This window comes from Agrobacterium sp. rho-8.1 (assembly GCF_033957725.1).
Taxonomy (GTDB): domain Bacteria; phylum Pseudomonadota; class Alphaproteobacteria; order Rhizobiales; family Rhizobiaceae; genus Agrobacterium.
In genome coordinates, this window is sequence record NZ_CP192789.1 from 276001 (window position 1) to 290441 (window position 14441).

Sequence of the window (14441 nt, forward strand, 5' to 3'; positions counted from 1 at the left end):
AAAGGGCGCGCCAGCCGCTAGGAACATCGTCACAATGCGCGACGGACGGGAGGCCGACGTGAACGACTACGAAATGCTCCGGGTAATCGAATTTCTGGAAAAGACCCGGCGCCCCTTTCACGAGGTGATCGCTGGCTTCGACGAGGACCCCGTCTGGAAAATCGCGATCTTCCTGATCAAGGCCCACATCCACAGCCAGAGCGTGGCGATCTCTACGCTCGGGCAGGAATCCGGCCTTCCCTATGCCACCTCGATGAGGCTGATCAATCGCATGGTCGACAGCGGCTATATCATCAAGGTACCGAAAGGCTCGTCCGGCAAAACCTTTTCGCTACAACCAAGCGAAAAGCTGCTGCAATCCTTCCAGGCCTATGCCGGCAAGACGAAGTCGCTGCTGGCGCAGACGCTCGGCTTGCGCAGCGGCGAGCAGGAGGACGACTACTACTTCGGCGGCACCCCTCTCGGCTCGCACATCATTCCACCGATGCGACTGGTGCAGAAGCGGGTGGAATCCCACGTCGAGCTGCGCTTCCTTCTCAATGACGACAACTACTTTTCCGCTATGCGGAACATGTGGGCCGACTTCCGCAACAATCTCGCCTCGCGGAAGAACTTCGAGCTTCTGCCCTTGCCCGACCTCTATCGGCGCGTCCTGGAAAATCGCTCCAAACCTGTCTCGGATTACGACGTGCTCGCAATCAACATGCCTTGGCTCGGCGAGTTCGCAGAAAAGGATATCATCCAGCCGATCGACGCGCTGATCCAGAAAACTGGAATCAATCCACTCGATTTCCATCCATCCATCTGGTCGACCGCGCAATGGAACGGTCGGGACTACGGCGTTCCCGGCTATTGCACGGTCGAGATTCTGGCGGCTCGAAAGGACCTATTCGCCGATGCCGGGCTGGATTTCCCCCGCAAATTCGAGGATGTCCTGTCCGCCGGACGCTCCTTCCATGCGCCACAGAACGGCATGTACGGGGCGGTATGGGATGGCGCGCGCGGCATGCCGATTGCCTCCAGCTTCCTGTTTTTTCTCGGTGCATGCGGCCAGCCGGCGATTTCATTGAGACGGTCGCGGGCCGGTTTTACGTTCGAAGGTGTCAATCTTGAGGAGCTTCACTGTACCGTCGTGTCAGACGCTGGCCTTGCTGCACTTGATTTCATGCGCCGGCTGATGGAAATCTCGCCGCCGGACATTCTCAACATGGCCTGGGACAGAACGCTCGACGTCTTCATGAAGGGAAAGGCCAGTCTGGGCTATTTCTGGACCATGCGGGCTGCGCGGTTCGAATACGACGTCCAGTCTGTGGTGAAACGGCGGGTCGAATACCTTCCGCAGCCTGCAGGCCCCGGTGGAACACGCGCCTCGCCAATCGGCGGCTTCCTGTTCTGCATTCCCTCAAACCTGCCGGAAGAACGTGTCGAACTTGCCGCCGACGCGATCGCATGGATGGCATCGCGGGAGGCGATGAAAGCCCATGTGAAGAACGGTTTTCCGATTGCCCCACGCTTTTCGGTGAGTGCCGATCCGGAAGCGGCGGCCAGTTCGCCGATCGTGCGCTTCGTGGACCAATTGGCCAAGAAAAACCTGCTACACACCTGGCAGCGTCCCAACATTCCGCAATATGCCGCAATCGAACGGATCCTTGGCGAAGAGGTACACGACGCCTTGTCGGGCATCAAAACGGACAGGGCAGCGCTCTCGGACGTGGCAGACCGGATAAACCGAGAACTCAGGTCTCCTACCCACTAGCCCCCCCCGTACTCCATAGACAAGGCCGTGAGGGAATGACATCGCCTGACCGTCGACAACTCGTCGTCGTCATCCCGCTCGACCAGGCCTACGTCACCTCAAGTGCTTTCTCCCCACATGTCGGCTCAATAGGTCTTGCTATCTTCAAGCGCGGCTCTGAGCGGCCGTGTGAAAAGGTCGTGATCCGGCGCGGGATCAGAAACGAGTTCACACTCGGATGCCTTTGCAACCCCGTCTTTGTCTATCCAGCAAACGAGCAGTTTCATGTCTGATTTTCGCGTCTTTCCAAAACCCGCGCTTGATTACCGCACACCGATCGCTGGCAAAGACATCGCATTAGAGGCTCTCCCCGAAGATGGTGATCGATTGGAGCCCTTATATAATTATATGTCGTAACGGCGCCACCAAGCGTACGATCGATGCAACCAGTTTATGCATCTGCATCTGAGTTGCGCGCAACGTTTAAGCGGTAAACTCTCATTGCGTATTTTAGTCAAACTCAAAAATGATGATTTAAGATTATGAAATACCTCATGAAAATATAATTTCATGAAAACTGGCATGAAAAATGCCTAGCATATCGCGACCGGTTTCGTGGCCGGCAATAACTCTAAAAAAGAGGGAACGGTATGACGCAGACTTTGAATAAGGCGTCCGCAGTAGGCAGCATTCGGAAATCCATTTTTGCCGGCGTTGCCTTGCTTGCCCTTGTTGCGCTTGGCGACAATACGGCCCTTGCTGCAGGTACGCTTCGGATTGGTATGACGGCATCCGACATCCCGTTGACCACGGGCCAGGCCGACCAGGGCGGCGAAGGCCAGCGCTTCATGGGATACACGATCTACGATTCACTGATCGAATGGGATCTGTCGAGTGCCGACAAACCTTCAGTCCTCACGCCGGGGCTAGCTGTCTCGTGGGAAATAGATGCTACTGACAAGCTGAAATGGGTTTTCAAGCTGCGCGATGGCGTCAAGTTTCATGATGGGAGCGCATTCACCGCCGATTCCGTCGTTTGGAACCTCGATAAGCTCCTCAAAACCGATGCACCGCAGTTCGATCCACGCCAGTCAGCACAGGGAAAATCGCGTATTCCAGCCGTCGCAAGCTACAAGGTCGTAGACCCGCTGACGGTTGAAATCACCACCAAGACACCGGATGCTACGCTTCCCTACCAGTTGAGCTGGATCACATTGTCGTCGCCCGCCAATTGGGAAGCGCAGGGCAAGAGCTGGGACGCCGTCGCCCAGAAACCATCGGGCACCGGACCATGGAAAATGGAAAATGGTTTCACGCCGCGCGAACGCGCTGAACTGACGCCAAACAAGGAATACTGGGACAAGGCCCGCGTGCCGAAGCTGGACAAACTGGTGCTGATCCCTCTTCCTGAACCGAATACCCGCGTCGCGGCACTTCGCTCTGGCGAGGTTGACTGGATCGAAGCGCCAGCGCCGGATTCGGTGGCTTCGTTGAAGGATGCCGATTTCCAGATCGTCACAAATGCCTATCCGCATAACTGGACTTGGCACTTTTCGCGTGTCGAAGGTTCACCGTGGAACGACGTTCGCGTCCGCAAGGCCGCCAACCTCGCCGTTGATCGCGAAGGCCTGAAGGAGCTGCTCGGCGGATTGATGATCCCCGCAGAAGGTTATCTGCCGCCCGGCCATCAATGGTTTGGCCACCCGACCTTCAAGCTCACCTACGATGTTGAGGCAGCGAAAAAGCTGATGGAAGAAGCCGGATATGGACCGGACAAGCCGATAAAGACCAAGGTGATCATCTCGTCATCGGGCTCCGGCCAGATGCTGCCTTTGCAGATGAACGAGTACATCCAGCAGACGCTCGCCGAGATCGGCATCCAGGTGGAGTATGAAGTGGCGGACTGGAACACCGTCATCAACATCTGGCGCGCAGGTGCCAAGGATGCCAGCTCCAAGGGTGCCACTGCCGTGAATTACAGCTACTTTATCCAGGACCCATTCACCGCACTCATCCGCCAGTCCCAATGTAATCTGGCGCCGCCAGCCGGAACCAACTGGGGCTTTTATTGTGATCCGGAAATGGACAAGCTGTTCGATCAGGTTCGAAACAGCTTTGTGCAGGCCGATCAGGACAAGGTGCTCCAGAAGATCCACGAGAAATATGTCGATGAAGCGCTGTTCCTGATGGTCACACATGACGTCAACCCGCGCGCGATGTCCAAGAAGGTCAAGGGTTTTGTGCAGGCGCAGAACTGGTTCCAGGACTTCTCGCCTGTTTCTATCGAAGAGTAACTCAGAGACTGGTGACAGAAGGATGCGCCGGTGTCCGGCGCATCTGGCAGTGTTCCCCCATTTTTTTCCGTGAGGACCACCATGCTGGCCTATACTTTGAAGCGTCTTATCCATCTGATCCCCGTTGCGATCGGCGTCAGTATCGTCTGCTTCCTACTCATTCACATTGCACCCGGAGATCCGCTGGCCGCCATCCTGCCTTCTGATGCCTCCGCTGAACAACAGCAACAGGTTCGAGCCTTTTATGGTTTTGATAGACCGCTCGTCGTGCAATACGGGTTATGGGCAGGGAGGGCGCTACAGGGCGACCTCGGCCAGTCGATTGCCACGGGACGCCCAGTCCTTCGCGAAATCGCCGATGCAGTGGTCAATTCGCTCATTCTCGCCTGTGCCGCCACCCTCATCGGCTTCACGCTGGGTGCCAGCCTGGGTTTTCTAGCAGGTGTCTTTCGCGGCACGTGGATCGACAAGATCGCCTCAGGCATCTCGATGATCGGCGTCAGCATTCCGCATTATTGGCTTGGCATGGTATTGGTTATTGCCTTCTCGGTCACGCTCGGCTGGCTACCGGCAATGGGTGGAGGACCTGGCGGGTCGGATGGCCGAGCCTTCGACTGGAGCTATATCCGCTATCTCATCCTGCCTGCCATCACCATGTCGGTCATTCCGATGGGTATCATTGCCAGAACCATCAGGTCGTTGGTGGCAGATATCCTCGCGCAGGATTTCACGCAGGCTCTGGCTGCGAAGGGTCTGATGACGTCGCAAATCCTGCGCCACGTCATCCGGAACGCGGCACCCACCGCGATCTCGGTCATGGGCCTTCAACTTGGCTATTTGCTTGGCGGTTCGATCCTCATAGAAACGGTTTTCTCCTGGCCCGGAACGGGCTTCCTGCTCAACGGCGCCATCTTCACCCGTGACCTGCCGGTGTTGCAGGGCACCATCCTCGTGCTGGCGATGTTCTTCGTTCTCGTCAACCTGATCGTCGACGTGGCGCAAAGTGCCATCGACCCACGCATCCAGAGGAGCTGAGCCATGTCATCCGCGTCCTCGTTCACCGCACCAGCATCTGCGAACCTTGCAGCGCCTGTGGCCATCGTTCGTTCACCGGGCTTCTGGAACGGTGTTGTCCATCGCCTCTGTCGTGATCCAGTGGCACTGGTGGCACTCGGATTGATCTTCTTCTTGATCCTGATCGCCATTTTCGCTCCCTATCTGGCGCCCTATGATCCCGCCAAAGCCAGCGTTATCCGCCGCCTGAAACCGATTGGTACACCGGGCTTCATTCTGGGAACGGACGAGCTGGGCCGCGATATTCTTTCGCGGCTGATCTACGGCGCTCGCCTCTCGCTGATCATGGGCGTGATCCCCGTGCCAGTCGCCTTCGTCATCGGCTCGGCAATCGGCATTATCGCCGGTTATGCAGGCGGCATCGTCAACACGCTGATCATGCGCACGATCGATGTATTCTATGCTTTTCCGTCAGTGCTTCTGGCGGTGGCGCTGTCGGGCGCTCTTGGTTCTGGGCTCACCAATGCTCTCGTCTCGCTGACCGTGGTGTTCATCCCGCAGATCGCGCGCGTTGCCGAAAGCGTCACCACTCAGGTCCGTCGTCTCGATTATGTCGATGCGGCGCGTGCGTCCGGTGCAGGTCCGGCGACGATCATTACGGTGCATATTCTCGGCAACGTGCTGGGACCGATCTTCGTCTTCGCCACGAGCCTGATTTCCGTGTCGATGATCCTCGCTTCTGGCCTGTCCTTTCTAGGGTTGGGCGTCAGGCCGCCAGAAGCGGAATGGGGGCTGATGCTCAACACGCTCCGTACGGCGATCTATAACAACCCCTACGTCGCCGCTCTGCCCGGTGTCATGATCTTCTTCACGTCGATCTGTTTCAACCTCTTCTCAGACGGCCTGCGCAAGGCAATGGATGTAAAATCATGAGCAAGATCGTCGTATCTCCGCCCATGGTGGATTTTCCGACCGGCGAACGCGGGGGCCCGTCACAGCCGCTGATCTCGGTGCGAGACCTGCAAAGGCACTTTCCGGTCAAAGGTAGCGGCCTATTCTCTCCCAAGAAGAAGGTGCGTGCCGTCGATGGCATCGATTTCGATATATTGAAGGGAGAAACGCTCGGCGTCGTCGGGGAGAGCGGTTGTGGCAAGTCCACCACGGCACGCGTTTTGATGCAACTTATTCGGCAAGACCAAGGCGAGATCCTGTTCGATGGAGAAACAGTCGGTGGCACGCTGGCACTCAGCGAATACCGCAGGCAGGTGCAGATGGTCTTTCAGGACAGCTATGCCTCGCTCAATCCGCGCTTGACGATTGAGGACTCGATCAGCTTCGGGCCGCGTGTGCACGGCGTTTCAGCGCGGATTGCCATGGCCCGCGCCCACGATCTGCTGCACCGGGTGGGGCTCGAGCCTGGCCGGTTTGCGGGACGCTATCCGCACGAACTGTCCGGCGGCCAGCGCCAGCGTATCAACATCGCCCGTGCGCTGGCACTCGAACCGCGCCTCGTCATTCTCGATGAAGCCGTCTCGGCACTCGACAAGTCTGTCGAGGCCCAGGTGCTCAATCTGCTTCTCGATCTCAAACGCGATTTCGGCCTAACCTACCTGTTCATCTCGCACGATCTCAACGTCGTGCGCTTCATGTGCGACCGGGTAATGGTGATGTATCTGGGCAAGGTGGTGGAGATCGGCAGCCGCGATGCGATCTTCGAGCATGCCGGACATCCCTATTCTTCAGCGCTGCTTGCCTCGATGCCGAAAATAGACCCTGCGGAACGCACCACGGAGCCCCCATTGTTTGGCGATCCGCCAAACCCGATCGATCCGCCATCCGCCTGCCGTTTCCACACGCGGTGCAATTTCGCAGAGCCGGTCTGCTCTGCGAAGGCGCCATCGCTGTTCGGCGAAAGTCCCGATCACTCTACGGCCTGTCTGATGCCGGTGCCGGGGTCCGGCCACAGCCGGGCACCAGCGCTGCGCGCACCCGTCCAGATGGAGGCATGAGCATGTCTGAAATCGCACCGATGATCGATATCAAGGATCTCTCCGTCACCTTCCGGCGCGGTCGCAACCCGGTCAGGGCCGTCAATGGTGTAAGCCTGACGGTCCGTCCCGGCGAAGTCGTAGCCCTTCTGGGTGAATCAGGTTCTGGCAAGAGTGTGACGATGCGCTCACTGCTGCGTCTGCATCCGGCCGGAACTCTGATCGAAGGCGATGTGCATGTCGCCGGGCGCGATGTCATGGCATTGTCGAAGCGAGAACTTGGAGATCTGCGCGGTCCGATCGTCTCGATGGTGTTCCAGGAACCGCGTCTGGCGCTGGATCCGGTCTATACGCTCGGTGACCAGATTACGGAAACCATACTGAGGCACGAGAAGGTAAGCCGGACTGAAGCACAGGCCAGAGCGCTGGCTCTTTTCCAGAAGGTGAAAATACCGTCGCCTGAGCGAAGACTCGGTAATTATCCGCATGAGATGTCAGGCGGCATGTTACAGCGTTCCATGATCGCCATGGCAATCGCCTGCAATCCGAAAGTGCTTCTGGCAGACGAGCCGACGACGGCGCTTGATGCAACGGTACAAATACAGATTCTGCTTCTGATCCGCGAGTTGCAGCGCGAATATGGTCTAGCCGTGATCTTCGTCACCCATGATATTGGCGTTGCTGCCGAGGTCGCCGACCGCATCGCGGTAATGTATGCGGGGCGGATCGTCGAGGAAGGCAAGGTTGCCGATATCATCCGCTATCCACGCCATCCCTACACACAGGGTTTGCTCGGTGCACGCGTCGAACTCGCCAATGGCCGAGACAGGCTGATCACCATTCCTGGCTCACCGCCGGATCTCGCCAACCTGCCGCCAGGCTGTGCCTTTGCGCCTCGCTGCGAAAGGGTCTCCGACGAATGCCGCACAGACGTGCCACCGCTCTTTCAGCATTCTGATGCTATGGGCCAGGTGGCTTGCATTCATCCCGGATAGCTGTCTCCGGCATCAACCGACCAACAATGAAAAGGGAGGCGCGCTCTGATCCTCGGTGTACGTTCAAAACAATGCCACTGATCCGACTGATAAACCCGAATACGTCACAGGCAACAACACGGATGATGACGTCTATCGCGCGTTCGACGCTCGATGCTTCGTTCAATCTGGAGGGAGTAACCGCCACGGACGGAGTTCCGATGATCTTGGATGCCATGCAGCTTGCTGCTTCGGAACAGGGTGTTGTCGATATGGCCGTCGTTGACAAGGACAGACTGAGCGGCATCATCATCGGTGCCTTCGGTGATCCGGCCATAGATCGCGTGCGCAAGCGTGTGGACTGCCCGGTGGTCGGTCTTTGCGAAGCGAGTATGCTGGAGGCCTCCGCAGGTGCGCGTAAATTCGGCATTGCGACAGTCACGCCACGGCTCGTGGAAAGCTTTGCCGTCAAGGCGGATAGTCTTCAGCTTGCCCATCTCTTCACCGGAACAAGGCTGACCGAAGGTGATCCCGAAATGCTGGCAGGCTCGCTCGAACGGCTCGAAGAGGCGTTGTTTAACACGGTTCAGGACTGTTTCGAAAAGGATGGTGCGGATACAGTCATCATCGGCGGAGGGCCGCTGGGAAAAGCAGCGCTCGCCCTCACAAATCGGTTCCGAAAACCCGTCATCGCACCCATACCCGCAGCGATAAGGCTGCTGATGCAACGGATGAGAGATTGGACCGTGGATCAAACGTAACAGTCTGATTGCTCTCGCGTTTCGCTCACTGGGCAAGATCAAAACACGGTTCCGCACCCATGAACATGCATACCCGCGTTTCTGTTGCAAACGGTCCTCTTTCGGCAGACATTCCGCAAAACGATAACGTTAGGGAGGTGGAATTGCCCTTGAAAGAACGTTCATTTCTCTATCGGGTCCGGCAGGCTTTACCGACCCTACATCCGGCAGAGCGGCGGCTGGGAGATTTCGTGTGCGATTTTCCCGGCGAACTGGCAAGCTATTCAGCATCTGAACTGGCGCTGCTGGCGCACGTTTCGAAGGCGACAGTCTCTCGCTTCGTCCAAAAGTTGGGTTATGAAAACTATGACGAGGCAAGACGCCATGCGCGCGCCGAAAAACAGACGGGGTCACGGCTCTTTCTGCCGGCGCAGGGCGGCGCCTCGGATGGTCAGTCGATTGCAGCGCATGTCGCACAGAGCATGGCAAATATCGAAACCACGTTTCTGAAGGTATCGGACAGCCAGATCGACGCCATCGCGGAAGCCCTTTCTTCGGCTCGAAAAGTCTGGGTCATGGGGTTCCGCAGCAGTCATCCCTTCGCTTCCTATCTGCAATGGCAATTGACGCAGGTGATTGAAAACATCGTCGCCATTCCTGGTCCCGGTCAGACGCTCGGTGAACATCTGGTCAGCATCGTACCGGATGACGTGGTGGTGTTCTTTGGCCTGCGTCGTCGGATCGCTGGCATGGACATGATCCTCGAGCAGATCGAAAAGGCGAGGCCGAAGCTTCTTTATGTGACGGATGAGGGGGCTCCGCTGCTGGGCGGAGCAACGTGGCATATCTATTGCCAGACACTCGCTCCAGGACCGCTCTTCAATCACACCGCGGTCATGGCCTTGTGCCACCTCATCATAACCCGCTGCCTCGAAAAAGCGCACGTCACAGGCCGATCACGTCTTCGCGCTATCGAGGCGATAAACGACAGCCTGGATGAACTGTAAACGCGTCTGTCGATTTTGGCAGGATGACATAAGGATACCACCCGGCCGCGCGGGCGCTGAATGTACAACCAGACTTGGCCTCACGCGAGAGCGCTACCTAGGCGCGATGACGCAGCGCCTGGCCGAAATCGCCTGCCATGTCGACGAGAATGCGCAAGCTGTCCTCAGCGTATATCAGGGCGGTTGGCATAGGTGCAACGATCTCATCGTGCCTGAAAACATCACAGTCCTGCCACGGCCGCCGAGATCGCCGGAGCTAAACTGATCGCAGACCTCTGGCACGTCATGCCCGAGAACAGGCTCTCGAACCGGATGCTCAGACCCCCAACACGAACAATTTCACCCTCAAGGTTGGATTCGTTACGGTGACGAGCAAGAGCTTATTCAAAACGGTACGACCAGTCACCTTCCGTCGCCCCTTACTGGATCAACCGTCTCGGTGAGGAGGGTCTGCGGCGTCAGGGCACGCTCGTCATGAGTGGCACAATTGGTATGAAAGTTGGCGTTTGGAAATGGCGGACGCTCTGGGTAATGTTAGGGTGTGGCCTACCCTGTCGAAGCTCTAACGTCTCCGTTGGAATGACGATGCTTGCCAGACGCATAAATCTTTGAAAAAGTTACGAATAACCGTCGCGGCGAAGAAGGATTCCCCGAAACCCGTTCTCTATATACATTGACGTTTATATATCTATTACCCCTTACTATTGAGGGAGAAAAATTGATTTTAGAGCATTTTATGCAATTTTCGGTTGACATTATATCTGTTAATCGTATCGTCCGAGCTATAGAATGGTCTATCAATTTCATCTTGCAAAACGCGCCCACAGACATATACGCCAATATGAAAATTTTATTTTTGCAAGAATCGTAAGAGTTGTTTGCTGGTCCGAAAATATGCGAAATTAAATATATAGAAAACCTCATCGTCTCAACGAAGCGATGCGATATTTGGTTGGTTATTATGGCGCTTGTTAGAAATTTGACGTCCCGAAACGGAACTGCCATCGCAATTTCAATGGTCATCGGTTCGGGCTTGTTTGGTTTGCCCGGACTCGTCATTAGTGAGACGGATGCCGTGACGGCGCTTTTTTCATGGGTCGTCGTAGCGCTGTGCATAGCGCCTACAATACATATTTTTTCGGAACTGGGTTACCGACTTGCTTCTTCGGAAGGTGTCGCAGGTTTTGCGACCTATGCCGTTGGCAATTGGAGCCGCGGCGGATTTACGCTTATCGCTTGTGGTGCGTTGGCAGTGGGCATGCCAGCATTTTTCCTGGTCATTGGCGCCTATGCCTCAGAACTTCTCAATTTGGACCCGACCACTTGGCGTGGCCCGATTGCTATCGCTGTCGCGTGGTTCGCAACATTGATGAATCTGCGTGGCGTGCATAACCTCGCTGTCGTCAACCAGCTTATTGTGATCTCTGTCTTGGTCATTATGACCGGAATCGTGGTGCTTTCCCTGAGCAATCTCGGTATCGCTAGTCAAACTTTGACCCGTGAGGTGATGAATTATACTCCAAACATCAATTCACTCTGGGCTGGTTGTGTCATCGTTTTCTGGGCATTTCAGGGTTGGGAAAATCTATCTTTCGGACTGGAAGAAGTACGCGATCCCGAAAAGACAATTCCACGAATCTATTGGTTTAGTTTCGTGATCGTCGTCATTCTCTATCTCGCCTTTGCGTGGGTTGTATCCGCTTCCGTTTACGCTGGGGTGGACGTCACAGGTGTTTCCGGCCTCTCAGCTCTTCTAGGAACCGGCACCGTCAGAACCGTGCTTTTGTTCACCATGGTCGTTGTTCTGATTGCCAATGCTAATTCCTGGGTGTTTGGAGCCAGCCGTGCCTTCTACGCTGCGGGTAATCTTGCTCTTCTGCCGCGATCACTAGGTCGCACAGACGACAAGGGAACTCCTGTCGTGTCGTTGCTGTCCGCTGCGACGATTTACACCCTCTTTATAGGACTGATCGAGATTTCAGGAACCTCTCCATCGACCGCATTCATGCTAACAACGCAAGGCTTCATCATTCTTTTAGGCTTCTCCATCTTGGCTTATCTGAAGTTTAAGCGCCGTGTACCGGGTGCATGGTTCATTGGCGCGTTGGCGATGATTGGCTGGATATTCCTCGTTCATGGGTTCAGTTTATTGCTGCTATATCCCATTTCACTCTTTGCGATTGGTTGCATAAGGCAATCAATGACCGTGCTAAAAAGCCCTTGAATACAAATATATAATTTTTTGATCATGTCATGCTCACTTCATGTGTCTGCCAAATTGACAGACACATGAAGAAATCTCCTAACTTATTCCCGAATAATAATTTATAGATTACATTTTATATTAATTTAACCAATTTTGTATTGACGCAACCGTCTAATGAATTTATGTTTTCTAGTGTAAATATATTTTAAAATGAATCCTTCGATCGACGATGCGTCGTAAAAAATTACATTGCCTTAAATTTCTATTTTGAAAAAGGAAATTGTCATGATTGATATGTATAGGTGGTTTTTTATTGACACATTTATTATGCTTATCTACGGCATGCAGCACACACTGCTGACGACTAAGACGGCTGTGGCTGTATTCGATAGGTTGTTTCCCCCGCAGCTTTGGAACATTTGCTACAGCCTAATGTCTATTATTCTTCTCGTTATTGCGTTCTCATTTTGGCAAAGCTCTGGTGTCGTGATTTACAGGCTTGAGGGTCTGTATTACTACGCCGCCATCGCCGGCATGGGAGCAGCACTTTTCGGTTTCTTTTACTGTTTCAAATACACAACGTCATTCGCACAATGGATTGGCGTGGCCCAAGTCAAATCCATGATGACAAAAAGCAAGCCAGCCGCCTATTATCGCGTTCGGAAAAATGGGCCTAAAAGATACGTTCGATTTCCACATCACACTTGCCTTGCGCTTATTTTCTGGTCTCAGCCGGTTATGACACTTGATACACTTTGGCTGGCTATTTTTGCGACCCTTTACACCTACCTCGGGACTGTGCATCAGGACAGCCGTGGCCGCCGTATTCTCGGTGACGAATGGATTAACTACTCCAAAACTACAAATTTGATGTTTCCCAATCCCGTCAGAATTTTGCGCGACATATTTAACGGCAGATTCGGAAAGGAAATGACCTCCTCTTAACGTGATAAATATATAAATATTCGGTAAGTTTCTTGTAGAGCGCGTAGCCGAAAAATTGATGCCGGTCACTATGAATAGAATTTCGTAAATTTTTAGATTTAATTTTTATTAAAATCAATATTTAGAGTTTTTTCCATTTATGAAGGAGATTTTACATGTCTTTTCATGAACTTGATGCAAATCCTGTACTTCACCCATCACCAATTCCTGGTCTGAATTTGCCCAGTAATCTGGATCAGACCGTCGTTGCCAACGCAAGGTTCTGGCCAGAGCGTAGCAAGCATTCTGTCGCCGCTATCAAACTCCTCAATCCATCAGAAAGTGGTTTATCGGAGGCCGTCATCGCAGCCCTCAAGGAGGCAACCCAGCTTGCTGAAATTATCCGAATTGTCGAGGACCTTGATATCTCAGGCGGCTCGGAAGGCCTCGGCTTCGTTGCAAGGACAAAGACTGCAGATGTGCTTGAAAGGGCGGCCGATGGGATCGAATGTACTGACTCAGCACTCAGCCTAAGGATAAGGGCGCGCATATTACGTCATGGATCCAACAAGGTCCTTCACGATGAGCTGACCGGACTGGACGAGAAGGTGCTGATGTCAGTCTGCGGCCCTCTGGGTACGTGGCTCGGGAAAAGCAAGGGAACCTACCATTCTGCGCTCTTTGCAATTGTTAACACGGAACTGAACGACATCACTGCAAAGGTTGATGCTTGTTATACCCAAAGTGAAGCGTTTCTGAAGGAACTGGTCAATCCGGATCTGGTTCTGGGCGTACCGCCTGCAATCAAGTTCGCGGAATTGATGTTCTGTGGTGGCGAAGCAAACCTTTATCCGAAACACTTTGCCTATTTTCTTCCTGAAGATGAAGGTATAAAGCGGGCGCCGCGCAAAAAGACACTTGTTTTATCGAATGTCTATCGCGAGATGTATTATAGAATCAGCAAGCCTTTCTCGAAGGATATCATTACGCTCATGGCCAATGCCGAAGATGGGGTGATCGATTTGCAGTTGGCCTTGTGGTTTCGGGGACACGATACCGGACATGAAGTGCGATTGGCACAGACCGACTACAAGATCATGCGGTGTGAAGGTCGCTGGCTCTCCATGGTCATGCAGGAGGCCATGGCAGATGTCTTTGGTTTTCTGCTGAGCACAAGCGGTCCATGGAAGAAAGTTGCACCGAATGCTAGTTTACAACTAGCGTCCGATATTTATATACGTGAAATGTTGCGATATCTTTGCCGGGGCGGTGATGATTTTCCGGATGCAGGTGCAGCACTCATTCAGATGAGCTTTTTGAGCCAGCATGGTTTCATTGATATCGATCATGAAAATATTCGAATTAACACGACGCATGACCGCCTTTATGCCGGCATGGTCGCCTTGGCCAAAACCTTTACCGAAACAGCTCTTGCCAATAATGTGGCAGGCATTCAGGCCTTGATTAACGACTATTATCGTGACGAAATGGCTCGTGATTTCGTCAAACGCTGCGGCGTCTGCGATGTTGTTCTCGATTACGCCCCGCATATTTCTTGA

At 54.2% G+C, this 14441-nt stretch carries 12 protein-coding genes; all 12 read left to right on the top strand.

Translation table 11 applies throughout. The features are described 5' to 3' along the window. Window positions 1-34 precede the first annotated feature (34 nt). The 12 genes from RMR21_RS16100 (at window position 35) to RMR21_RS16155 (ending at window position 14441) form a co-directional block, all read left to right on the top strand. Window positions 35-1756: an extracellular solute-binding protein gene (locus tag RMR21_RS16100; protein ID WP_498670484.1), complete on the top strand. Its 1722-nt coding sequence runs from the start codon at window positions 35-37 to the stop codon at window positions 1754-1756. A 35-nt stretch (window positions 1757-1791) separates the two neighbouring features. Next, window positions 1792-2028, top strand: a complete 237-nt coding sequence (locus RMR21_RS16105; RefSeq protein WP_498670485.1) for a hypothetical protein — start codon at window positions 1792-1794, stop codon at window positions 2026-2028. A gap of 489 nt (window positions 2029-2517) precedes the next feature. Further along, window positions 2518-4029, top strand: a complete 1512-nt coding sequence (locus RMR21_RS16110) for an ABC transporter substrate-binding protein (protein ID WP_498671735.1) — start codon at window positions 2518-2520, stop codon at window positions 4027-4029. Window positions 4030-4110: 81 nt separating this feature from the next. Further along, window positions 4111-5064 (top strand): ABC transporter permease, encoded by a 954-nt coding sequence (locus tag RMR21_RS16115; protein WP_498670486.1) that lies wholly within the window; start codon window positions 4111-4113, stop codon window positions 5062-5064. A gap of 3 nt (window positions 5065-5067) precedes the next feature. Next, window positions 5068-5976, top strand: coding sequence for an ABC transporter permease (locus RMR21_RS16120; protein ID WP_498670487.1), 909 nt, complete (start codon window positions 5068-5070; stop codon window positions 5974-5976). Continuing rightward, entirely contained in the window at window positions 5973-7052 is a 1080-nt protein-coding gene (locus tag RMR21_RS16125; protein WP_498670488.1) for an ABC transporter ATP-binding protein, read from the top strand. The genes RMR21_RS16120 and RMR21_RS16125 overlap by 4 nt, the downstream gene beginning before the upstream one ends. Window positions 7053-7054: 2 nt before the next feature. After that, on the top strand, window positions 7055-8026 hold the full coding sequence (locus RMR21_RS16130) for an ABC transporter ATP-binding protein (protein ID WP_498670489.1): 972 nt from the start codon (window positions 7055-7057) through the stop codon (window positions 8024-8026). Between the two features lie 71 nt (window positions 8027-8097). Next, window positions 8098-8766 carry an aspartate/glutamate racemase family protein gene (locus tag RMR21_RS16135; protein WP_498670490.1) on the top strand — a complete coding sequence of 223 codons (669 nt, stop codon included), beginning with the start codon at window positions 8098-8100 and terminating at the stop codon, window positions 8764-8766. 143 nt (window positions 8767-8909) lie between these two features. After that, a complete protein-coding gene (locus RMR21_RS16140) occupies window positions 8910-9752 on the top strand; it encodes a MurR/RpiR family transcriptional regulator (RefSeq protein ID WP_498671738.1) in 843 nt (280 codons plus the stop codon). Between the two features lie 874 nt (window positions 9753-10626). Further along, on the top strand, window positions 10627-11976 hold the full coding sequence (locus tag RMR21_RS16145) for an APC family permease (RefSeq protein WP_498670491.1): 1350 nt from the start codon (window positions 10627-10629) through the stop codon (window positions 11974-11976). Window positions 11977-12243: 267 nt separating this feature from the next. Beyond that, the gene (locus RMR21_RS16150) at window positions 12244-12903 is read left to right on the top strand and encodes a hypothetical protein (RefSeq protein WP_498670492.1); all 660 of its coding nucleotides are present in this window, start codon (window positions 12244-12246) and stop codon (window positions 12901-12903) included. A 155-nt stretch (window positions 12904-13058) separates the two neighbouring features. Further along, a complete protein-coding gene (locus RMR21_RS16155; RefSeq protein ID WP_498670493.1) occupies window positions 13059-14441 on the top strand; it encodes a DUF8614 domain-containing protein in 1383 nt (460 codons plus the stop codon).

Bases quoted from the DNA above. Each gene is read 5' to 3' on its own strand.
- RMR21_RS16150 (WP_498670492.1), top strand. From the start codon at position 12,244: ATGATTGATATGTATAGGTGGTTTTTTATTGACACATTTATTATGCTT.
- RMR21_RS16110 (WP_498671735.1), top strand. From the start codon at position 2,518: ATGACGGCATCCGACATCCCGTTGACCACGGGCCAGGCCGACCAGGGC.
- RMR21_RS16115 (WP_498670486.1), top strand. From the start codon at position 4,111: ATGCTGGCCTATACTTTGAAGCGTCTTATCCATCTGATCCCCGTTGCG.
- RMR21_RS16135 (WP_498670490.1), top strand. From the start codon at position 8,098: ATGCCACTGATCCGACTGATAAACCCGAATACGTCACAGGCAACAACA.
- RMR21_RS16130 (WP_498670489.1), top strand. From the start codon at position 7,055: ATGTCTGAAATCGCACCGATGATCGATATCAAGGATCTCTCCGTCACC.
- RMR21_RS16125 (WP_498670488.1), top strand. From the start codon at position 5,973: ATGAGCAAGATCGTCGTATCTCCGCCCATGGTGGATTTTCCGACCGGC.
- RMR21_RS16155 (WP_498670493.1), top strand. From the start codon at position 13,059: ATGTCTTTTCATGAACTTGATGCAAATCCTGTACTTCACCCATCACCA.
- RMR21_RS16105 (WP_498670485.1), top strand. From the start codon at position 1,792: ATGACATCGCCTGACCGTCGACAACTCGTCGTCGTCATCCCGCTCGAC.
- RMR21_RS16100 (WP_498670484.1), top strand. From the start codon at position 35: ATGCGCGACGGACGGGAGGCCGACGTGAACGACTACGAAATGCTCCGG.
- RMR21_RS16120 (WP_498670487.1), top strand. From the start codon at position 5,068: ATGTCATCCGCGTCCTCGTTCACCGCACCAGCATCTGCGAACCTTGCA.